Origin of the sequence: Pseudoalteromonas sp. NGC95 (assembly GCF_015864705.1) — a bacterium.
Taxonomy (GTDB): domain Bacteria; phylum Pseudomonadota; class Gammaproteobacteria; order Enterobacterales; family Alteromonadaceae; genus Pseudoalteromonas; species Pseudoalteromonas arctica.
Genome location: NZ_JADYWR010000012.1, coordinates 1 through 21,382 on the forward strand (window position 1 = coordinate 1; position 21,382 = coordinate 21,382).

20 protein-coding genes are annotated in these 21,382 nt (G+C 39.4%); 8 read left to right on the forward strand and 12 right to left on the reverse strand.

The genetic code is table 11. The annotated features are described in order from the left end of the window. Positions 1–167 precede the first annotated feature (167 nt). Positions 168–1,463, reverse strand: coding sequence for an aminopeptidase PepB (pepB, locus tag I6E70_RS12140; protein ID WP_197188807.1), 1,296 nt, complete (start codon positions 1,461–1,463; stop codon positions 168–170). A gap of 123 nt (positions 1,464–1,586) precedes the next feature. Here pepB and sfsA point away from each other — a divergent pair, with 123 nt between their 5' ends. From sfsA to I6E70_RS12180, 8 genes are all read left to right on the forward strand, one after another. Next, positions 1,587–2,306, forward strand: a complete 720-nt coding sequence (sfsA, locus tag I6E70_RS12145; RefSeq protein ID WP_007587160.1) for a DNA/RNA nuclease SfsA — start codon at positions 1,587–1,589, stop codon at positions 2,304–2,306. A 316-nt stretch (positions 2,307–2,622) separates the two neighbouring features. After that, positions 2,623–3,066 carry an RNA polymerase-binding protein DksA gene (gene dksA, locus I6E70_RS12150; protein ID WP_002962671.1) on the forward strand — a complete coding sequence of 148 codons (444 nt, stop codon included), beginning with the start codon at positions 2,623–2,625 and terminating at the stop codon, positions 3,064–3,066. Between the two features lie 20 nt (positions 3,067–3,086). Beyond that, positions 3,087–4,031, forward strand: a complete 945-nt coding sequence (gene gluQRS, locus I6E70_RS12155; protein WP_197188808.1) for a tRNA glutamyl-Q(34) synthetase GluQRS — start codon at positions 3,087–3,089, stop codon at positions 4,029–4,031. Positions 4,032–4,109: 78 nt separating this feature from the next. Next, complete coding sequence (gene pcnB / locus I6E70_RS12160) at positions 4,110–5,591, forward strand: polynucleotide adenylyltransferase PcnB (RefSeq protein WP_007587164.1); 1,482 nt, start codon at positions 4,110–4,112, stop codon at positions 5,589–5,591. A gap of 4 nt (positions 5,592–5,595) precedes the next feature. Next, positions 5,596–6,081, forward strand: a complete 486-nt coding sequence (gene folK / locus I6E70_RS12165; RefSeq protein WP_197188809.1) for a 2-amino-4-hydroxy-6-hydroxymethyldihydropteridine diphosphokinase — start codon at positions 5,596–5,598, stop codon at positions 6,079–6,081. 30 nt (positions 6,082–6,111) lie between these two features. Further along, positions 6,112–6,906 (forward strand): 3-methyl-2-oxobutanoate hydroxymethyltransferase, encoded by a 795-nt coding sequence (gene panB, locus I6E70_RS12170; RefSeq protein WP_007587166.1) that lies wholly within the window; start codon positions 6,112–6,114, stop codon positions 6,904–6,906. Beyond that, positions 6,906–7,754, forward strand: coding sequence for a pantoate--beta-alanine ligase (gene panC / locus I6E70_RS12175; RefSeq protein WP_007587167.1), 849 nt, complete (start codon positions 6,906–6,908; stop codon positions 7,752–7,754). The genes panB and panC overlap by 1 nt, the downstream gene beginning before the upstream one ends. A gap of 33 nt (positions 7,755–7,787) precedes the next feature. Continuing rightward, positions 7,788–8,024, forward strand: coding sequence for a hypothetical protein (locus I6E70_RS12180; RefSeq protein WP_007587168.1), 237 nt, complete (start codon positions 7,788–7,790; stop codon positions 8,022–8,024). 233 nt (positions 8,025–8,257) lie between these two features. On the opposite strand, the gene I6E70_RS12185 is transcribed toward I6E70_RS12180, so the two are convergent. From I6E70_RS12185 to I6E70_RS12235, 11 genes are all read right to left on the reverse strand, one after another. Next, positions 8,258–9,226: a PstS family phosphate ABC transporter substrate-binding protein gene (locus I6E70_RS12185; protein ID WP_010554592.1), complete on the reverse strand. Its 969-nt coding sequence runs from the start codon at positions 9,224–9,226 to the stop codon at positions 8,258–8,260. A gap of 115 nt (positions 9,227–9,341) precedes the next feature. Next, positions 9,342–10,649: a phosphate regulon sensor histidine kinase PhoR gene (gene phoR, locus I6E70_RS12190; RefSeq protein ID WP_197188810.1), complete on the reverse strand. Its 1,308-nt coding sequence runs from the start codon at positions 10,647–10,649 to the stop codon at positions 9,342–9,344. A 65-nt stretch (positions 10,650–10,714) separates the two neighbouring features. Next, entirely contained in the window at positions 10,715–11,404 is a 690-nt protein-coding gene (gene phoB / locus I6E70_RS12195; protein WP_006791869.1) for a phosphate regulon transcriptional regulator PhoB, read from the reverse strand. Between the two features lie 1,038 nt (positions 11,405–12,442). Further along, positions 12,443–13,507 carry a class II fructose-bisphosphate aldolase gene (gene fba, locus I6E70_RS12200; RefSeq protein ID WP_197188811.1) on the reverse strand — a complete coding sequence of 355 codons (1,065 nt, stop codon included), beginning with the start codon at positions 13,505–13,507 and terminating at the stop codon, positions 12,443–12,445. A gap of 200 nt (positions 13,508–13,707) precedes the next feature. Then, positions 13,708–14,883 carry a phosphoglycerate kinase gene (locus I6E70_RS12205; protein WP_024598977.1) on the reverse strand — a complete coding sequence of 392 codons (1,176 nt, stop codon included), beginning with the start codon at positions 14,881–14,883 and terminating at the stop codon, positions 13,708–13,710. Between the two features lie 64 nt (positions 14,884–14,947). Further along, the gene (epd, locus tag I6E70_RS12210; RefSeq protein ID WP_007587176.1) at positions 14,948–15,964 is read right to left on the reverse strand and encodes an erythrose-4-phosphate dehydrogenase; all 1,017 of its coding nucleotides are present in this window, start codon (positions 15,962–15,964) and stop codon (positions 14,948–14,950) included. Between the two features lie 178 nt (positions 15,965–16,142). Then, positions 16,143–16,805, reverse strand: a complete 663-nt coding sequence (locus I6E70_RS12215) for a peroxiredoxin-like family protein (protein ID WP_197188812.1) — start codon at positions 16,803–16,805, stop codon at positions 16,143–16,145. Positions 16,806–16,884: 79 nt separating this feature from the next. Then, the gene (locus I6E70_RS12220) at positions 16,885–17,613 is read right to left on the reverse strand and encodes an SIMPL domain-containing protein (RefSeq protein WP_197188813.1); all 729 of its coding nucleotides are present in this window, start codon (positions 17,611–17,613) and stop codon (positions 16,885–16,887) included. A 247-nt stretch (positions 17,614–17,860) separates the two neighbouring features. Further along, the gene (locus I6E70_RS12225) at positions 17,861–18,694 is read right to left on the reverse strand and encodes a YEATS-associated helix-containing protein (protein ID WP_197188814.1); all 834 of its coding nucleotides are present in this window, start codon (positions 18,692–18,694) and stop codon (positions 17,861–17,863) included. Between the two features lie 143 nt (positions 18,695–18,837). After that, complete coding sequence (locus I6E70_RS12230; RefSeq protein ID WP_197188815.1) at positions 18,838–19,461, reverse strand: 3'-5' exonuclease; 624 nt, start codon at positions 19,459–19,461, stop codon at positions 18,838–18,840. A 15-nt stretch (positions 19,462–19,476) separates the two neighbouring features. Further along, positions 19,477–21,315 (reverse strand): DUF294 nucleotidyltransferase-like domain-containing protein, encoded by a 1,839-nt coding sequence (locus tag I6E70_RS12235; protein ID WP_197188816.1) that lies wholly within the window; start codon positions 21,313–21,315, stop codon positions 19,477–19,479. Positions 21,316–21,382: the final 67 nt, after the last annotated feature.

The window sequence follows — 21,382 nt, forward strand, 5'->3', positions numbered from 1 at the left end:
ACTCAGTAGTAAGGTGTAATTCTTTAATAAATTCAGACATAAAAATAGGCCACAACTTCTGTTGTAGCCTATTATGAGCCCTTTGAAAGATCGTTCAATTAGCTTAAACGATCTGCATTAACCCAAGGGTGCCTATTTTTAGCGTAAAAAGCGTAATTTAGTAAATATTATGCTTTTTCTTGTAAAGTACGAGCAACTGTACGCATACCTTGAGTTGTTGCACCCGCTGCCCATTGACTTGTACTGCCCATGTTAAATGCAGCCGCTAAATCGATGTGTACCCAGCCTTTGCCATCGTTTGGCACAAAGCGCGATAAAAAGCCTGCAGCATTCGATGCACCGCCATAACCGCCACCTTTTTGCGCACGGCTATTTGCCGTATCAGCATAAGGAGATGGGCAGTTTTGTTGATGCCATTTTTCAAGAGGAAGTGGCCAAGCAGCTTCCATTTCTTGAGATGCAAAACTCTCAACTTCACGTACAAGTTCTTTATCAAGTGCAAATAATGCATTGTACTCTTGGCCAACAGCAACAAGCGCTGCACCAGTTAGTGTTGCTGCATCAATAATAAGTGGAGCGTCAGTCTCACCTGCGGCCATTAAGCCATCTGCAAGTACTAAGCGACCTTCAGCATCGGTGTTTACAATTTCAACTGTCGTGCCATTTTTATAAGTAAGAATGTCACCTAATTTGTATGCATGACCCGAAATTAAGTTCTCAGCACAACATAAAAACAGTTTAATACGTTTTTCAATACCACGGTTAATAGCCAATGCTAAACCTGCAGTTACTGTTGCAGCGCCGCCCATGTCGCACTTCATACCAAGCATACCTTCGCTTGATTTAATTGAGTAACCACCTGAGTCAAACGTAATACCTTTACCTACAAGCGCTGCACTTACTGGTGCATTTTCGTCGCCTGTTGGGTTGTAATCAAGCTCAAGCAATACTGGCGGGCGAACACTACCGCGACCAACAGCATGAATACCAATCCACTGTTGTTCTAGTAACGCATCACCTTTAATAATTTGGTAACTTACATGCTCAGGCGCTAATGATTGAATAAACTCAGCCGCTTTTTCAGCAAGGCTTTCTGGGTAAATGTCATCGGCAGTCCCGTTAACCATTTCACGTGCCCAAATTGCTGACGTTTTTAAGTGAGCAAGTTCTTTAATATCTGATTGTGCGTTATCAACAAACTCAACACCATTTAACGATTTTGGTGTTACAAAGCCTTGATAAAAAGCCCACTGGCTTTCTGTACACCAAGCATCGCCTGCTAATTCAACGTTTTTAATACCTTGGATTGCAATAGTACGACCAGCTTTTTGAACATTTTTCAATGTTTCTTGCTCAGACAAATGAACAGTTGCACCGCGCTCATTAAAAGACAATGACGCATTATCGCCCCAATGACTCGCTGCTGCTTGTTCGCTTAGTTGAACAACAAATTTTTCACTCATGTTAGAATACCCTTGCACTTAAATGTGCCACCGAGTTTACTATAGAGCGCTTAAGTTCCCAACAGCTTGAGATAAATAACATAAACCACACTGCTGTGCAGTATTTACGCTTTGGAAGTTATCATGAAGTACACGCCAACTCTGCAACCTGCCACCTTATTAAAACGCTACAAACGCTTTTTAGCTGATTTACAATTAAGTGATGGCAGTGAATTTACCGCCCACTGTGCTAATACAGGTAAAATGACGGGATGCGCAGAGCCGGGTTTTGCTGCTTTTTATTCAACAAGCGATAACGCAAAACGAAAATACCCGCATTCATTAGAGCTTACGCAAAATAACTTATCGCAGCTTATTTGTGTAAATACAGCGGTGGCCAATAAAGTAGTAGAAGAAGCAATAAACAATAATGTGATAAGCGAGCTACTCGACTACAGTCAATTGCAAAGCGAAGTAAAGTACGGCAGCGAAAACAGCAGAATCGACTTTTTACTCACAGACGAAAATAAGCCTGATTGCTACGTAGAAGTTAAATCAGTCACATTATTAAGCGAAGATGCACCACAAAGCGGGCAAGGCTACTTTCCTGATGCGCAAACACTGCGCGGACAAAAACATATTCGCGAACTAATAGAAATGATCGAACAAGGCCACCGAGCAGTATTACTGTTCGCTGTTTTGCATGAAGGAATAAATACAGTAAGTGCAGCTGCGCATATTGATAAAAAATACGCCACGCTATTAAGCCAAGCAATAATAGCCGGCGTTGAAGTATTAGCATACAAGGCCACAATTTCTGCTAATGAAGTTTTACTTCATAAAAAAATAGTATTTGCACAATAGTGTATTAAACCAAGGGATTGAACTAAGCGTAATTTGCAAAATAAGCAAAGTACTCAAATTAAAAAAAGTTATACAAAGTGAATTATAAAAATTAACTTGTTTTTAAAGCTTTTGCCCACATAACAAGGCAAGTTTTAGAAAGCGAATATGTGAATTAATTAAAAGTGTAAATAGACTATTAATACACTTTTTACTCAGTAAGCATGGTTGAAGCTAATTCGATTAATTAAAAATAAATTTGCCTAGGGTATAAGATTCTGTTATTTATACCGCCGGCTAATGCTGAGGCATTAAATTAAGGATTTAGGAGAGAGTTATGCCAGACCAAAAGAAACATGGTTTATTGGCTCAAGCCGGTTTAGAACCATACCAAGAAAAACCAGGCGAAGAGTACATGAATGATGCACAACGTGCTCATTTTAGAGCGATTTTAGAAACTTGGCGTAATGATTTACGTAACGAAGTTGATCGTACTAAATCGCACATGCAAGACGAAGCTGCTAACTTTCCTGACCCAGTTGACCGCGCTGCACAAGAAGAAGAGTTCTCTTTAGAACTTCGTACTCGTGACCGCGAACGTAAATTAATCAAAAAAATTGAAAAAACAATTAATTTGATTAAAGAAGATGATTTTGGCTTTTGTGAGTCTTGTGGCATCGAAATTGGCATACGTCGCTTAGAAGCACGTCCTACTGCCGATTTATGCGTAGACTGCAAAACACTTGCAGAAATCAAAGAAAAGCAATCTGGACGCGGCTAATTAATACTTATTAATTAGTTATGTCTCCTACAGCCGTTACTGCGCCTATGCGTAAATATCGCGGTCGTTTTGCACCGTCTCCTTCTGGGCCATTACATTTTGGCTCACTTGTAGCGGCTGTGGGTAGTTATCTAGATGCAAAAGCTAACCAAGGAGATTGGTTAGTTCGTATAGAAGACATTGACACTACGCGCGTGGTTAAAAACGCCGACTCCGATATTCTTAATACCTTACATGCCTACGCCCTTCACTGGGACGAACCTGTTGTATATCAAACGCAGCGTCTGCCTTTATACCAAGATATTACCCACTCACTTTTAAAACAAAAACTTGTTTATGGTTGCACCTGTACTCGCAAACAAATAAAAGCCATTGGCGGTATTTATCAGGGGCATTGCCAAGCACTTAATCATAATACTCAATCCGGTGCGCTTCGCTTAGTTCAGCAACATCCAACGACTCAATTTAATGACTTAATTCAAGGTGATATAACGGTAAATAGCGCCCTTTCCCATGAAGATTACTTAATTAAACGCAGCGATGACTTATTTGCATATCAACTTGTTGTGGTCGTCGATGATATTGATCAAGGGATTAATCGAATTGTAAGAGGTGCTGATTTAATTGAGCCAACCGCTCGGCAAATTAGTTTATTTAAACAACTCGATAGCCCTGTACCTGAATTTGCTCATTTACCTTTAGCGGTTGCCAAGCCTGGTTTCAAATTGTCTAAACAAAATTATGCTCCTGCCATTAGCAAACAAAATCCAAAGCCTGCTTTAATTAGTGCATTTGAATTTTTAGGATTGCCTGTTATAGCTGATTTAATCGATTTAAATATTGAACAATTAATCGCTTGGGGAATTAAAAACTTTAGCTTAAAACAGGTACCACAAGTATCCGAAATACAAATTTCTCAGCATTCACGTAGTCAGAAAGTCCAATTTACACATTTAAGTAAATAAAATAGCTAAAAACGGCTTAATTTCAACACATCAACTTAATTTTTAAACCCTGCTGGTATATGATAGCCGCCTAAATATATGCTAATTACGTCAAACAGCTTGTACTGGGCTATAACCGCCCCATTTGCTGTAACTTTTGATTGCGATGCAGAGTCAATCACACCTTCTAGGAGACAGACTATTATTTCCAAGCTTTTTCAATTTTGCCGACAAATAATCGGCCCGAATACCAGTGCCGAAAGCGCTTCTGTAAGCAGTGAACCTATTGTTGTCACTCGTGGTGAGCATGGTATTTCTCGCAAACAATTTAGCCCAAATGCAATCAAAGTATTATACCGTTTAAAAGACGGTGGCTACGATGCCTACCTTGTTGGTGGTTGTATTCGCGATATATTGTTAGGCCAACAGCCAAAAGATTTTGACGTAGTTACTAATGCCACGCCAGATCAAGTAAAAAAACTATTTAGAAACTGTCGCCTTATTGGTCGTCGCTTTCGTTTAGCACATATTGTATTTGGCCGTGAAATTATTGAAGTGGCGACTATGCGTGGCCACCACGAAGCGCAAGAAGACAAAAATCAAATAAGCCAATCAAGCGATGAAGGCCAATTACTACGTGACAACGTATTTGGCAGTATTGAAGAAGATGCAGAACGCCGCGACTTTTCAATCAATGCACTTTATTACTCAATCAAAGATTTTAGTATTCACGATTACGCCAACGGCTTAGCGGCAATTAAAGCTAAACAAATTGAGCTAATCGGCGACCCTGAAACGCGTTACCGCGAAGACCCTGTTCGTATGTTACGTGCAGTTCGCTTTGCTACTAAACTTGATATGAGCATTGCGCCTAAAAGTGAAAAGCCAATTAGCGAGCTTGCAAGTTTGCTTGATAACATTCCGCCAGCACGTTTATTTGAAGAAATTCTTAAGCTGTTTTTAAATGGCAAGGCCGAAGCTAACTTTTTAATGCTGCGTAAATACGGCTTATTCCGCTCACTGTTTCCTGAGCTTGATAAAATCTTAGATAAAAATCCAAGTGGCTTAGAACACACGCTTATTCAGCAAATGTTTCAAAATACCGACAAACGTATTAATGCCGATAAAAAAGTAACACCAGCGTTTATTTTTGCCGCACTACTTTGGTTCCCACTGCTTGAACGTACTAAAAAAATTCAAAGCCAAGAGCAACTTGCAGAATACGATGCTTTCGCACAAGCAATGAATAAAGTACTAAGCGATAACTCACAACACATTGCGGTTCCTAAACGCTTTACTTTAGGTGCTCGCGATATTTGGCATATTCAGCACCGTTTAGATAAACGCGCAGGCCAACGTGCTTACAGACTAACGCAGCAACCTCGCTTTAAAGCCGCCTACGACTTTTTACTCTTACGCGTAGATGCAGGCGAAACACAGCATACTGAGCTTGCTCAGTGGTGGACACAATACTTAAGCCAAGATATAAACGGCCAAAAAGAGATGGTTAAAAACTTAGGCCACCAAGGTGGTCCTAAGCCGCGAAAGCGCCGTCGACCTACTAAAAAGCCAGCTGAGTAATAACATGTACTGTGTTTATTTGGGTTTAGGTGCCAACCTAAACTCACCAAAAGAGCAGCTTGATAACGCGGTAATCGCGCTTAAAAAGCTGCCTAATTGTGAATTTATAAACGTATCGCATTACTATGCAAGTAAGCCTATGGGCCCACAAGATCAACCAGACTATATCAATGCAGTAGCGTGTATTAAAACGACCCTTGAGCCAGAGCAATTACTTGATTTAACGCAACGTATTGAACTTGGGCATGGTCGAGTAAGAAAGGCTGAGCGTTGGGGTCCACGCACTCTTGATATAGATACTCTATTATTTGATGATCAAATTATAAATACGGTGCGCTTAACTGTGCCTCATTATGGTTTGAATAATCGCGAGTTTGTGGTTTATCCACTATTAGAGCTTGCACCTGAACTTATTTTACCTAGCGGCATTGCATTAAAAACCATTGCAAATAATTTACCGCTCAACGACTTACAACAATTACCTCTGTAATTAACCTAGGCTTTTGCCTGCGAGGATATTATGTCTAAAATAACCGTTTCTACTTTAAATAAAATGAAAGCAGAAAATAACAAAATTACTGCATTAACAGCCTACGACGCTAGTTTTGCAAAGTTATTTCATGATAACGGCGTTGAAGTTATTTTAGTGGGCGACTCTTTGGGCATGGTACTACAAGGCGGCGATGACACCCTTGGCGTAACCAATCAAGATATTGCATATCATACCCGCTGTGTACGCGCTGGTAGCCGCGAATTATTTGTAATTGCTGACTTACCTTTTATGACCTACTCAAGCGTAAGTGATACTTGTAAAAATGCAGCTGAGCTTATGCGCGCTGGCGCAAACATGATTAAGCTTGAAGGCGGAGAATGGCTTTACGAGAGCATTAAAACGCTTACTCAACAAGGTATTCCAGTTTGCGGGCATTTAGGCCTTACACCACAGTCAGTACATGTATTTGGTGGCTTTAAAATACAAGGTCGCGAAGAAGACAAAGCACAAAAAATGATTGATGACGCGAAAGCACTTGAAGCTGCTGGCGCGCAATTATTAGTACTTGAGTGTATTCCAAGTGCACTGGCAAAACGCATTACAGACGCCCTAAGCATCCCAACTATTGGTATTGGTGCAGGCAGCTTAACTGACGGCCAAATACTGGTAATGCATGACCTTGTTGGTATTTCAGCAGGTTACATTCCTAAATTTTCTAAAAACTTTTTGCTCGAAACAGGCAATATGCCTGCAGCCGTTCAAAAGTATTGTACAGACGTTAAAAATGGCGCGTTTCCAAGCGCTGAACACGAGTTTAAATAATGCAGTCAATTACTGAAATCAGATCGTTACGTAGTCAAATTAAAGCATGGCGCCAAGCGGGTCTTAGCGTGGCACTTGTGCCAACGATGGGCAACTTGCATCGTGGGCATTTTTCGCTAGTAGAAAAAGCAAAAAACTTAGCCGATAAAGTCGTTGTGAGTATTTTTGTTAACCCAATGCAATTTGGTGCTAACGAAGATTTAGATAACTATCCTCGTACACTAAACGAAGATAAACAAGGCCTTGCAGAACTAGGCACTGATATTGTATTTACCCCAAGTGTAGAAACAATTTATCCAAATGGACTTGGCGCACAGAGCTTTGTAGATGTGCCTGATATTTCATTAGGTTACTGTGGTGGCTCACGTCCTGGTCACTTTAGAGGTGTTGCCACGGTAGTTACAAAATTATTTAACCTTGTACAACCCGATTACGCCTGCTTTGGTGAAAAAGATTTTCAGCAACTGCAAGTAATTAAAACCATGGCACGCGACCTATCAATTCCGGTTGAAGTTATTGGTGTACCTACAATGCGAGAAGTTTCTGGCCTTGCTATGAGCTCACGTAATGGTTACTTATCTGATGAGCAAAAAGCGACTGCAACCGTCTTATTTAAAGCACTTAATACATGCGCTGAGCAACTTAAAAGCGGCGAAAAAGACTTCGTAAAACTTGAAAGCTTAGCTAAACAGAGCTTAGAGCAAGCTGGCCTAAAGCCAGACTATTTTGAGATTGCTCAACGAGATACATTAAAAACTGCTACAATCGAAGATACTCAATTTGTTATTTTAGCCGCAGCCTATTTTGGTGGTGTTAGATTGATCGACAATATTCAAGTCGAAATTTAATATTATTGCGACTCCATTTTAAGGATAAGAAGCATGCACACTTTAATAAAAACAAGCGTAGTCGCCCTTACTTTTGCACTATTAGTAGGTTGCCAAAACCAAGTTGAAAACCCTGAAATGAATCAGTGTGCTCAGCAAAATTACCAATGCGAAAGTACATGTGAACAGCAAACAACTGCTGAGGGCTTAAAGCAGCAAGTATGCTCTGGAAAATGTGTTGAGAGCTACAACCAATGTAAAGCACAAGCCGAAAAATTAGGTAATATTTAATTCCTTAAAGTTTTTAGTTTTAGGCACAAAAAAACCGCTCAATGAGCGGTTTTTTATTGCCTATGGTTTATCATACCAATTTTATTAAAAACATGACCATTCTAGCGTATTAAATAACTCACTAACTACGTTAAAAATTATTTATATAGAACAACTATGTATCATAATTTTAGCCTTGTTATTGCGCTATTTTCTTATCGCTATAATAACTCACTAATTTAATGCAATTGGTATTAGTTCAAACCAAGCTTTTTAAGTTCTGTTTTTACTAGCTTTGCAGAAAGTGGTACATAACCATCTTTTTCTACAATTTGCTGACCATCTTTTGAAAGTACCATTCTTAAAAATTGTTCTTCCATAGGTGATAGTGGCTTATTCGGGTGTTTATTCACATAAACATATAAAAAGCGAGATAATGGATATTTACCTTGCGCAACGTTATCAAGTGTTGCATCAACAAAGTTATCGCCTTTTTTAGCAAGCGGTACTGTACGTACGCCCGATGTTTTATAGCCGATACCAGAGTAACCAATTGCATTTAATGAAGATGAAATTGACTGTACTACTGATGCAGAACCCGGTTGCTCATTTACATTATTACGGAAATCACCTTTACAAAGTGCTTTCTTTTTAAAGTAGCCATACGTACCTGATACTGAGTTGCGTCCGTAAAGTTGCACATCTTTAGCTGCCCAATCACCTGTTAGACCAACATCGCTCCAACGGTTAACTTGCTCTGGTGCGCCACATTTACGAGTAGATGAAAAGATAGCATCTACTTGGTCAATACGAAGACCTTCAATTGGGTTATCTTTATGTACAAATACAGCAAGTGCATCAATAGCTACACGAACTTCTGTTGGCTTATAACCGTAACGTTTTTCGAACGCTTCGATTTCTTTAGATTTCATTTTACGGCTCATTGGACCTAGGTTAGCTGTACCTTCGGTAAGTGCCGGTGGCGCAGTAGAAGAACCTGCCGCTTGAATTTGAATATTTACATTTGGATAAATACGTTTGTACTCTTCAGCCCAGAACGTCATCATGTTGGCTAAAGTGTCAGAACCTACTGATGAGAAGTTACCTGAAACACCACTAATTTTTTGATACTCAGGAATATCTTGATCTAAAGCAACTGCTTGTGCAGATACGAAAGTTGTAACAGCCACACCCATTGCGGCAACTAAGTTTTTAAATTTCATGTAGGGTTCTCCGGTTTGTTCGTCCCATTTTCTAACTGCTGCCCACTCTAAAGTGAGTACATGACAGTTACATTACTCTTAAATGACACTTTTATGACTTTGCTTTTCAGCCTAATTACTTAGCTAGCGAAACTATCTTATCTATTGAAAATTCGAAAGAAAAACACGAACCTTTGTTAACTTCGCTGCTAATATTTAATTTACTATCGTGGCGCGTTAGTACATGTTTTGTAATCGCAAGCCCTAAACCTGAGCCACCTGTTGTTCTGCTGCGGGCTTTATCAACACGATAAAAACGCTCAGTTAAACGGTTAATATGTTCTGGCGCAATACCATCACCATTATCGGTAACACTAAAACACGCTTTATTGTTTTTGCGCTGCCAACACACTTCCACTTTGCCACCGGGTTTAGTGTAATGAATGGCGTTAAATACTAAATTAGAAAACGCACTACGCAGTTCATCCTCAGAGCCTTTAATATCAAGGGTTTTATCAATATTAAAAATAAGCTCATGGCCTTTGTCTTGGTTAATTGAATTTGCTTCAGTGTGAATATAACCAAGTAATTGCGGTACGTTTATAGCTTTATCGTTGTCTTGACGCCGTGCACCCTCAATACGTGAAAGCGATAGTAACTGGCTGACTAAGCTATCCATACGCTTGCATTGTTCAAGCATAGTATTTTGCGCTTTGTTCCACATTGCTGGAGGCGGCATCATGTCACCATCCATCATCTCAAGATACCCAGTAACCACTGTAAGCGGTGTACGTAGTTCATGCGATACATTGGCTACAAAGTCTTTACGCATCTGTTCTAGCTGTTTTAAGCGCGTTACATCACGCACAACAACCATAAGTTGCGTGCTTGCATAAGGCATAACCCTAAACTCTAGTACTTGCTCAATGCTATGACCGTTATCCAGCTCAAGCGCGTCATCAAATTCGCCTTTGTGCATGTATTTAGCAAATTTAGGTTCGCGAATTAAATTATCAAGACGCTGACCATGATCGGTTGGCCACTGCAAACCGAGCACTTTAAGCGCTAGTTGATTACACCACACAATACTTAAATCATTTTGCAGTACCACTACCGCATCAGGTACTGCTTCAGCTCCATCGCGAAAGCGACGAATTAAATCAGCAAGCTCATTACGTTTTTTACGATTACGGTGCTGTAGATGATAAATACCTTCAAACACTTGCTCCCATGCACCCTCGCCCTCTGGTGGATTAAAGCTACGTTGATTAAGTAGCCAATCGCTCAAACGATAAAGTTGATGGTAGTGCCAAATAAGGAGGGAAAAAGATCCTAAAAATAAAAGAAAAAATGGCGCGCCAACCAGCACACCAATTAATAGTAAGGGTAAAAAATAGATAAACAGGCGCTTTACTAACGCCTGCTTATTAACAACTCGATACATACACTCACTTTACCTTAGAGTAGTAATACATGCATATTTCACACATTAGCTAAGCTTTAAGCTGATCACAGCTTACTTGAAAAACGATACCCAGCACCACGTACAGTTTGCACCAAACGGTCATGTCCAAGTGGGCCAATTGCTTTACGCAGACGACGAATGTGCACATCAACCGTGCGATCTTCTACGTAAACATTAGTTCCCCATACATGATCAAGCAGTTGTTCACGGCTATAAACACGCTCTGGGTGAGTCATAAAAAAGTGCAGTAATCTAAATTCGGTTGGCCCCATATCAAGCTCGTTACCTTCTGAGGTAACACGATGCGAAATAGGGTCTAAACGCAGGCCATGTACTTCAATAGCTTCTTCTAATGAGGTTGGCGATACACGGCGAATAACCGCTTTAATACGCGCCATAAGCTCTTTAGGAGAAAACGGCTTAGTGACGTAATCGTCAGCACCTACTTCAAGACCGCGTACTTTGTCTTCTTCTTCGCCGCGGGCTGTAAGCATAATAATTGGGATTTGGCGGGTGTGTTCGTTTTGCTTAAACTTTTTAGCAATTTGAATACCGCTTCCACCTGGTAACATCCAATCAAGTAAAACCATATCTGGGTAAGGTTCAACCATAGCTGCAATAGCAGAGTCGTAATCTTCTGCTTCAATTGCTTGAAATCCATTTTGCTCTAAAACAAAAACCAACATCTCCCTAATAGGAGCTTCGTCATCTACGACTAGTACTTTACGTGACATTCCAATTTATCTCTTACGCTATCGAATTAGTTTTCATTATTATGACTAAGTATGACATTTTTATGAAAGTGTAACGTGTAAATTAAAATGGTGGTAAAAAAAACACAAATTAGTGACAAAAAACCTCATTAACGTCATATTTTTAAAACCTTTTTAATATTTAACGTAATAAAAAGAGATTTACGATAAATTTATAAAATAGCTAATTTTTGAAATTATCTACTTTTTGTCGCTAGTTAAATCATTAAATAATACAAAATTAGCTGGGATCATTGTTTTACTAACCAAGACATTTTTACAGATCGATCGTTTAAAAGTAACTTTAAAGCTATTTTAAAATTAACAAACCCGCCTGTGTAACAATCAATACGTTTAAAAATAGATCTAAATTTTACTAAGCTCCAAATAAAGGATCAGATTTTTACCAAGCCGATCCACTCTCAGATCAGAGTTGTACCTAGTCAAAGCCATAAGTTGTTGATTGTTTATACAAATAAATAACGATCAAATTATCTCAGAGCCTAAAATAGCGAAAAAGTGTATTTGGCTTAGTAAAGTAATGATCCGAAAAGGCAATGTTAGTAAATGCGTGATCCCAAAGTACGGCGTTGATAGTACAGCGATCTGATCAATAGAAGCCGTAACCTGCAATATAAAAAGGGCTGACATTAAAAAAGCCAGCAACAAAGTTACTGGCTTAGGGCCTGTTGACCTTTCAGGATTAAAATTTGTTCAATCTAGGGGCGATTTAATCGCGGCGTGAGGTTTGTAACCTAGCGGGCTAAGTAAAAACCGAGCAAAGCTTCCGCGTCCTGCTCACGCCCCTTACCTACATCCATGTAGGCAACAAAGAGTAAATTGCCCCTAGGCAGAACCCTTCGGCAGCGCATGTTTGGCATTTATTCCACGTTATCGCCTATTTATGGGGAATAACCACACTGCATAGGCTCTGCCTTGCCTAAATACCAAACATACTGCTGCAAATTTAACCTCGAAAGATAAACAGGCCCTAATAATGATCAATTATAAATTGATCTATTATCTAATTTTAGGGTCTAGTTCGCCGCTTAAGTATTTAAGGTGCATTTCATCAAGTGAAATTGGCTTAATTTTACTAGCCTGACCAGAAGTACCAAACGAGTTATAGCGTACAACACAAATCTCTGTCATCGCTTTAGTTGCTTCAGCTAAGTATTTACGTGGATCGAAGTTAGATGGGTTAAGCGCCATATGACGGCGAATTGCACCGGTAGATGCTAAACGTAAATCGGTATCAATATTTACCTTACGAACACCAAACTTAATGCCTTCAACAATCTGTTCAACTGGCACACCATAAGTTTCTGGAATTTCGCCACCATACTGATTAATAATTTCTAACCATTCTTGTGGAACAGAAGACGAACCATGCATCACTAAATGCGTGTTAGGAATACGCGCATGAATCGCTTTAATACGGTCAATTGCTAAAATGTCATCGGTTGGTGGACGTGTAAATTTATAAGCTCCGTGCGAAGTACCACAGGCAATTGCAAGTGCATCAACATGTGTTTTATTTACAAAGTCAGCCGCTTCTTCTGGGTCTGTTAGCATTTGCTCAGTGGTTAGTAACCCTTCTGCGCCAACACCATCTTCTTCGCCAGCTTCACCGGTTTCCAGTGAACCAAGTACACCTAGCTCGCCTTCAACCGATACGCCACAAGCATGCGCCATAGCAACAGTTTCGCGCGTTACTTCTACATTGTATTCGTAGCTTGAAGGAGTTTTACCGTCGCTCATTAACGAGCCATCCATCATTACTGATGAAAAACCAAGCTGAATTGAACGCTGACATACGCCTGGCGATGTGCCGTGATCTTGGTGCATAACAACCGGAATATGTGGCCATTCTTCAACGGCTGCTAAAATCATATGACGAATAAATGGAGCACCAGCATAAGCACGTGCACCAGCTGATCCCTGAACGATTACTGGGCTGTTTGTTTTGTCAGCCGCTTCCATTATTGCGCGCATTTGCTCTTGATTGTTAACGTTAAAAGCAGGTACGCCGTAACCATGCTCTGCTGCATGATCTAAAAGTTGTCGCATACTGATTAAAGCCATTGGGTATTCTCCAATTTATCGACAGTAGTTCCCTACCATCTAGTTTGAACGGATGTGTTAGTTTGGCGTTATAACAACGCCACGAAAAACCACTGCTTTGCAGTAATATTCCGTCTAAATTAACTATTAAATTAGGGTGAGAGGTATTTAATAATTAATTGTCGGTGAGGGCTATTAACCCCCACCTTACGCTACTAAAATTACTTAGCGCGCGACTCTAGCATTTCAACTGCTGGAAGTTTTTTGCCTTCTAAAAACTCTAAGAACGCACCACCACCAGTAGAAATATAAGAAACTTTATCGGCAATGCCGTATTTATCAATTGCGGCTAAGGTATCACCACCACCAGCAATCGAAAACGCATTTGAGTTAGCAATTGCTTGAGCAATAGCACGAGTACCATTACCAAATTGGTCAAACTCAAACACGCCAACAGGGCCATTCCATACAACAGTGCCCGCATTTGCAATAATTTTTGCAAGCTTGCTCGCTGTATCAGGACCAATATCAAAAATCATATCATCGCTTGTCACTTCGCTTACATCTTTAAGCGTAGCTACAGCAGACTCAGAAAACTCATTACCAACAACTACGTCAGTCGGTACCGGAATTTCACCATTATTAGCAATCGCTGCTGCACATAAACGGTTAGCTTCATCCATTAAATCAGGTTCGTAAAGCGATTTACCAACTGGGCTACCTGATGCAGCAATAAAGGTATTTGCAATACCGCCGCCAGTGACTAATTGGTCAACAATTTTAGAAAGTGAATCTAAAACGGTTAGCTTAGTAGATACTTTAGAACCACCAACAATCGCTACTAATGGACGCGCTGGGTTATCAAGTGCTTTGCCTAACGCTTCTAGCTCAGCTGATAACAATGGACCTGCACATGCCACATCAGCAAATAAGCCAACGCCATGGGTAGATGCTTGTGCACGATGAGCCGTACCAAATGCATCCATTACATATACATCACACAGTGCTGCAAGTTGCTTAGATAAGGCTTCGTCGTTTTTCTTCTCGCCTTTGTTAAAGCGCACATTTTCAAAAACAACAACTTCGTTATCAGCAATATCAACACCGTTTAGGTAATCTTTTTCTAAACGTACAGTTTGCTCAAGGGCATCGTTTAAGTAATCAGCGACAGGTGCTAGCGAAAACTCTTCGTCATATTCCCCTTCCGTAGGACGGCCAAGGTGTGACATAACCATTACTTTAGCACCCATCTCAAGCGCTAATTTAATAGTAGGTAGTGCTGCACGAATACGCGCATCTGACGTCACTTTACCTGCTTTAACTGGTACATTTAAATCTTCACGAATTAATACGCGTTTGCCGTTTAAATCTAAATCTGCCATTTTTATGACCGACATGAACATCTCCTTAGTTAACGATACTGAACCTGAAAAATACGTTTAAAATTATTATATTAATAAATTACTTATTCACTGCCATCATAGCACGCGCTGTGTCGAGCATACGATTAGCAAAACCCCATTCGTTATCACACCATACTAATAACTTTATCAGTCGTTTGTGACTAACACGTGTTTGTGTGCCATCAATAATACAAGAATGTGGGTCGTGATTAAAATCAACCGACACAAGCGGCTCTTCGGTATAACTTAAAATACCTTCTAAGCGGTCTTTTGCTTGTGCTTTAAGTGCGTTATTTACTGCGTTTAAATCTACATCGGTATTAACCGTTACACTTAAATCCATTGCCGTGACATTTATAGTCGGTACACGTACGGCGATGGCTTCAAAACGGCCTTTAAATTTAGGTAAAATACGGTCTATACCACGGGCGAGCTTTGTATCAACTGGAATAATTGATTGGCTTGCAGCGCGAGTACGGCGTAAATCATGATGATAACCATCAATCACTTGTTGATCGTTCATCGACGCATGAATAGTTGTAATAGCGCCCGACTCAATACCAAATGCATCATCTAATACTTTAATAACCGGCACAACACAGTTAGTTGTACACGAGCCGTTAGACACAATTGTGTGTTCGTTTTTAAGCTCATCGTCGTTAATGCCATACACAATCGTAGCATCAACATCGTTATCGGCCGGATGCGAAAACAACACCTTTTTAGCGCCTGCGGTAATATGTAACTGCGCATGTTCACGCGAGTGATAAACACCCGTACATTCAAGTACAACGTCTACATCGAGCGTTTGCCAAGGTAATTCAATTGGGTTTTCTTCACAAAAAAGTGCAATGGTATCGCCTGCAACACTAATGGTGTCTTCACCAAGTTTTACAGGAAAAGAAAAACGACCGTGGGATGTGTCGTATTTTAATAAATGAGCAATAGCTTCAGGATCAGCAAGTTCGTTAATCGCAACAATTTTTATATCGTCGCTCAAACCAGACTCGTATAACGCGCGGACAATATTTCGACCAATACGACCAAAACCATTAATTGCAAGTTTGATTGCCATGAAATATAAAATCCACTCTTTTAGCGTGCAGATAAAGGCAATACGCCTTTTAGATGTCTGTATTGTAATCGACCTTGCATCTGATTATAAGAGGGAAGCATTAGAAACTTTAAATTAAGGTTAAAGAGCTTAGGCATTGCAAGCTCTTCGAGGGTTCTGACTTTTTAAATTAAGTTTTTTATACTAAATTTTTCAAAGCGTTAATTATATCTTCTGGCTCAGAACGAGTACGATAATCAACATCAACATAACGCCAAGTTACTTTACCTTGTTTATCTAAAACAAAGGTGGCAGGGATCGGTAAAACACTACTATTGCCATTGTTAACCGACTCTAAATCTAAGCCTCGGTCTACTCGCATATGCTCGAGTAAAAATGTGGGTACTTGCCATGCTACTCCGTAGCTTGCTGCTACATCGGCATTTTGATCACTCAGCACTAAAAAATCCATTTTACTTATATCGCTTTCGCTCATTGAGCCATCGGGTACTTGTGGGCTAATAGCCACCAATTGTGCGCCTAATGCGTGAATTTCAGGTAAACGTGCTTGAAGCGCTTTGAGCTGTAAATTACAGTACGGACACCAACTTCCACGATAAAAAGTAACAACCACAGGCCCTTTAGCAAGTAACTCAGTTAACTGCACCGATTGACCATGCTGATTTGGTAACTCAAAACTTGGTGCAATTTGGTTTAAATCAAGTGCATTAGCACCTTGTTGAAACGCTTTTGCTTGTGCAATAGTTTCATCAACACCTTTCATAAAATCAGGATTACCTTTTCGCCCAGCGGCTACTTTTGCCTCGGTTTGTGCTTTTAATGTGTTATTTTCATCGCTCATAATATGGCTACCTTCAAATTAATCAAAAACTTAAAGCCAGCTTACATTATGAAAATGTATTTGAAATGAAAATTTTAACTTAATCATTTACTTCTAAATCAAACACCACGTTTATTGATGATTTAAAGCTTACCGTTTGTTGTAGATAATTTTTGCGAGCTTTAGGAAATGAATCGCTTATTGGATTTACTCTATCTATTTTTTTAACCGCTGCACCAAAGCCACTGTAAACGCTTTTTTGAGTTGAGCTAATAGTGCGTACTTCACCCACTTTTGTACCAAAGGAGTTAGCAAGCACACTTGCTTTTTCTTTTGCGTTATTAAGTGCTTGTTGTGTAGCTTGTGCTTGTAACAGCTCAGCTTTTGAAGATAAAAACTCAGTATTTTGAATCGCATTTACTTTTAAATTCAATAAAAAATCACTTAAATCATTCACTCTTTCAATATTTTTTAGTGTTACTTCAAAGGTCCTTATAGCTGCGTATTCAGCGGGAGCTTGATGCCCTGTTTCAATGTAATCCATACCCGTTTTTTCAACTTTAACACTTGAGGCAACTACATCATCGGCAGTTATTTCAAATTGATTTAGTCCGTCAATTAGTAAATTAACTTTATTATCAAGATCGTTCTTAGCTGCTAAAGGTTCGTTTTTAATACTTATAATTTGAAATAGTATTTTAGCGATATCAGGATTGGCAAGCACCTCTGCAGTCCCTTGAACCGAAATTTGACGGCTTGTAGGTAAGCTTGAATTAGCAAAAGTGATGAGTGGGAATAAGGTTAAGATAATAGTAGTGATGAGTTTCATTTATATCCCTTCTCCATCATCCGCCCAGATAAAAGTAGTAATAAATTGATAGTCTTTTATTGAGAGAGCTATTTCTGATGTATAAAAAAACCGCCTTGTGGCGGTTTTTTTATACATCAACCAAATATAGGCGGCTCTGTATCCAGTATATTTGAAGAACAAACGCGTAAAATCATAATAAACTCCACTTTTAAAATTGCTCATCTTTGAGCCAAGTATAAATCAACTTGAGTATATAAAAAACACTTTATTTGTCTTTATTTATCTTATTCTCTTTTAAAAAGTTTAAAAATACTTCCGAGTCCTTAATGGATTTAAAGTCCTCTCTTAAATCTTTAACTAATGCAGGGGTAACACCTAAAGGATCAAGTTCTAATGCTTTCCTAAGACTTTCAATTACAGGTTCAACCCCTTGATTCAATAATGCTCTGTAACAAGCCTGATTATAAAAGAGTAGGCCCTGAGGAATTTTAGAATGTTCAATCGCTTTATTTATATTATCTAAAGCTCCATCAATATTATTCAAACGCTTAAGACAGTAAGCTTTTCTCCAAAGTACATTGGAATCTTCTGGTATACGTTGTAAGTATTTGTCAATATAAACCAATGCTTCATTGAACTGCTTTTTTAAAATTAATACAGAGCCTTGTAGCATAAGGTGCTCATTAGCAATTTCATAGGTCTTCTCTGAAGCTTCTTTAGCCGTCTGTTCTGCATGATCAGCTTTATCATTTGCCTTTTGCAGTAATTTTTCAGATATGGATGTTGCAAATTTCTGAGATACAAATGCAGCGGCACTACACATTCCTAAAAAAACATAAAATTTTTGATATATTGGAGAAATATCTTTTAATAAACTACTACCAATCATTTGTAAGAATAAAGGAACCATAAATGTAGCCAAAACACCTGTTATGAGATTCCTAGCTAAACGACGATGACAATAGTTATGATCGTAATCGGAGTTTAGCCAAGAAAGCCACCCACCAAGTAGACCAATCAAAAGCATTAAGATAAAAGGTGAATGAATCCAAAGCCCAACTTCTGCTATTTTTTCTGTCTGTGTAACTAACGTAGCCATTAAACTATCCATGTATAATAAATATAGTGATATTCTAAATATAACCTAGGTGTAATTTAACTATACAACAAAACCTAAACCTATCCGAGTTTTAATTCTAATACAGAATTTACTTGTAAAAATTTAGGTCTGGTTTATTAAAACTACATCAACTCGCCTACTTTTAGCTCTTTGCCACGGCTTATTTGATGACACTGGGCTAGCAGTAACTCTGCGGTGGCTTGTGCATCGGTCAGTGCATGATGGCAATGATAGCTTGGTAACTCATAACGTGTGCGGCAAGCATTAAGGGTTAAATCATCTTGTTTTATTTCAGTTGAATGATGGAGTAAGCGCTTTTGCTCAATATGCAGTGTGTCGAGTATCAGTTTAGGCCGTATTGTTATATTGGCATTTTTAAGCGCTATTTTTAAAAACCCCCAGTCGAGCATGGCATTATGAAACACTAAAATACAGTCGCTAAAATGGCAGCTCAATTGCGTTAATATACTGCACAAGCTCTGTCCTTTTGTTATAGCATCATCGCTAATTCCATGAAAAACAGGACTTTGCTCAAGGCTTTTTACGTCCTTATTTATAAGGTGCTGCGACTCGCTCATTTTTATACATTGGTTATCTATTATCACCCACGCTACCGATACAATTTCGTGCTGTTTTGCATCAAGGCCAGTGAGCTCTAAATCAATCACCAAATAACGTTGTTGTAAGGCATTTTTACCTAGTAATTTACGGCGCTTTAAATACCGAGTGAGCAGCTTTTTTACCATGTTAGTAATCCATCGTTATAAACTGCCGCGAGCAAACTTAAACGCGGCGGCTTGCTGCGCTTGTTTAACAAGGTAAAACGCTTCTTTTAGTTGATGGCGCTCTAGTGAGTTTAATTTATTAGGATTAATACAATTACTCGGTAAGCCCTCTTCGTTTATTTGTGTACTCAAGCGAAGCTGCGTTAAGAACCGCCAGCAGTCTTTTAGGTTGTATATATCTTCTTTGCTGATCAGTTTATGTTTTAGTAGTGCGTCCAACCGCTCTTGCGTGTTGGCGCGCCTAATACCCGCTTTTAAAGCGTATAACCGCACTATGTCATTTATAATTACGACGCCGCGTTTTTTTAAATCTATGTATTTATTATTTTGATCTGTTTTTTCGGTTTTAAATTTATTAAATAAACCAATTGGCACGCTGTTGCTGCTTATGTCGGTTGCCATTGCGGCATAGAATAAGTCGTTACGCGATATACGAATTAGTTGCTCGCAAAAAGCCGTGTATAAAGCGTTTGAACCTTCAATAAATCGCAGGTCAAAAAATATCTTACAGTTAAGCATTGCATTGGGTGTGGGGCTTTTTATCCATTTAAAAAAGCGCTCGCTCCAGTCGTTTACGCTCATACGGCACTCATCGCTGCTTGCCATAATATTACCTGGGCAACGCCTAATGCCGCACTCAACTAAGTTTTCACATACAAACTCTCCCATGCTTTTAAAGTAAGCGTGTTGCTCGGTGGTTAAGTCGTTAGGGAGTAATAAGCCGTTGTCTTGATCTGAATGCAGGGTTTGTTCTTCGCGTGCTTGCGAGCCAAAGCAAATAAAACTAAAGCTGGTTGGCGCTGCGCCATGCTCTTCTTGAAATAAGTGAATAAGGCGCGATGTAAGCGCATCGGTTAAACCACTGAGTAATTTACCAATTAGCGATATGTCGTCAATGTTGTACGAAAAACCACGCAAAAGTTCGGGAATTTCTTTAGCGTAGCGTTTTAAATCAGTAACAGTATGCGCTTTATATATGCGCCCAATAAGCTGTACGGGGTCGCTTTTTTGTTGGCGCAGTAAATCGGTGCTGGTTATCATCCCTATAGGGTTATGGTTTTCGTCAAGCACGGGCAAATGATGAATATTGTATTTAAGCATTAAGTGCAGCGCCGAAAACACCCTGTTATTTTCAAATATAAACTTAGGTTTGGCGGTCATAATACTGCTTACTGCGTCTTGTGGATCTACCTCGTCGGCAAGTACTCGGTTTCGTAAATCGCGGTCGGTTACCACCCCGACTAAGTGCGCGTGCTGCGTTATCATTATTGACGATACGCCATGCTCTTTCATTTTTTTAGCGCTTTGCCTAATACTTGCATCGGGCGAAAGCGTAATGGCGGTGCGGGTCATCAGCTCTGATATTTTACGTTCAGACCAACTATCGTTTTTACTTTTATAATGCGATGACAGCAACCGGTTAGCATGAGCGCGTACAAAGTATTGCTCAAACGATTTATATTCTCTGCGTAAAAAATCAAAGTGCGTTTGAGAGAGCATATACACTATGCCCTCTTTTTGTACTTCCAACCTATTTTGAATTGCCTCACCGGTTAACAGCGACGGAAAACCAAAATAGTCACCTTGCGCTAAGCGTGTAACAACATCACCCTTACCATCAAATAGGTCATACAAACCAGAGCGAATTAAAAACAGTTTAGGGTTTTCACTTTGTAACCACTGAGTTTGGTTTTCGCGGGTGAGGTAAATAATATCAAGATGATTTACAAAATATTCGCATGCGCTGCTATCAAGCATAGTAAAAGGCGCTTGCAAACAAACGTATTGGGCTATTTCTTGTTGTTCTACACTCATTGTATTCGCTCTTTAAATGGTGATGTACCAATCTAATGTACTTATTTATTAAACAAATAAAAAGCCC

Coding starts and splice junctions, on each gene's coding strand:
- fba (WP_197188811.1), bottom strand. CDS start 13,507: ATGGCTTTAATCAGTATGCGACAACTTTTAGATCATGCAGCAGAGCAT.
- I6E70_RS12225 (WP_197188814.1), bottom strand. CDS start 18,694: ATGGCTACGTTAGTTACACAGACAGAAAAAATAGCAGAAGTTGGGCTT.
- dksA (WP_002962671.1), top strand. CDS start 2,623: ATGCCAGACCAAAAGAAACATGGTTTATTGGCTCAAGCCGGTTTAGAA.
- pepB (WP_197188807.1), bottom strand. CDS start 1,463: ATGAGTGAAAAATTTGTTGTTCAACTAAGCGAACAAGCAGCAGCGAGT.
- sfsA (WP_007587160.1), top strand. CDS start 1,587: ATGAAGTACACGCCAACTCTGCAACCTGCCACCTTATTAAAACGCTAC.
- I6E70_RS12235 (WP_197188816.1), bottom strand. CDS start 21,315: ATGAGTGTAGAACAACAAGAAATAGCCCAATACGTTTGTTTGCAAGCG.
- I6E70_RS12205 (WP_024598977.1), bottom strand. CDS start 14,883: ATGTCGGTCATAAAAATGGCAGATTTAGATTTAAACGGCAAACGCGTA.
- I6E70_RS12220 (WP_197188813.1), bottom strand. CDS start 17,613: ATGAAACTCATCACTACTATTATCTTAACCTTATTCCCACTCATCACT.
- I6E70_RS12180 (WP_007587168.1), top strand. CDS start 7,788: ATGCACACTTTAATAAAAACAAGCGTAGTCGCCCTTACTTTTGCACTA.
- I6E70_RS12215 (WP_197188812.1), bottom strand. CDS start 16,805: ATGAGCGATGAAAATAACACATTAAAAGCACAAACCGAGGCAAAAGTA.
- pcnB (WP_007587164.1), top strand. CDS start 4,110: ATGCTAATTACGTCAAACAGCTTGTACTGGGCTATAACCGCCCCATTT.
- phoB (WP_006791869.1), bottom strand. CDS start 11,404: ATGTCACGTAAAGTACTAGTCGTAGATGACGAAGCTCCTATTAGGGAG.
- I6E70_RS12185 (WP_010554592.1), bottom strand. CDS start 9,226: ATGAAATTTAAAAACTTAGTTGCCGCAATGGGTGTGGCTGTTACAACT.
- panB (WP_007587166.1), top strand. CDS start 6,112: ATGTCTAAAATAACCGTTTCTACTTTAAATAAAATGAAAGCAGAAAAT.
- epd (WP_007587176.1), bottom strand. CDS start 15,964: ATGGCAATCAAACTTGCAATTAATGGTTTTGGTCGTATTGGTCGAAAT.
- panC (WP_007587167.1), top strand. CDS start 6,906: ATGCAGTCAATTACTGAAATCAGATCGTTACGTAGTCAAATTAAAGCA.
- gluQRS (WP_197188808.1), top strand. CDS start 3,087: ATGTCTCCTACAGCCGTTACTGCGCCTATGCGTAAATATCGCGGTCGT.
- phoR (WP_197188810.1), bottom strand. CDS start 10,649: ATGTATCGAGTTGTTAATAAGCAGGCGTTAGTAAAGCGCCTGTTTATC.
- I6E70_RS12230 (WP_197188815.1), bottom strand. CDS start 19,461: ATGGTAAAAAAGCTGCTCACTCGGTATTTAAAGCGCCGTAAATTACTA.
- folK (WP_197188809.1), top strand. CDS start 5,596: ATGTACTGTGTTTATTTGGGTTTAGGTGCCAACCTAAACTCACCAAAA.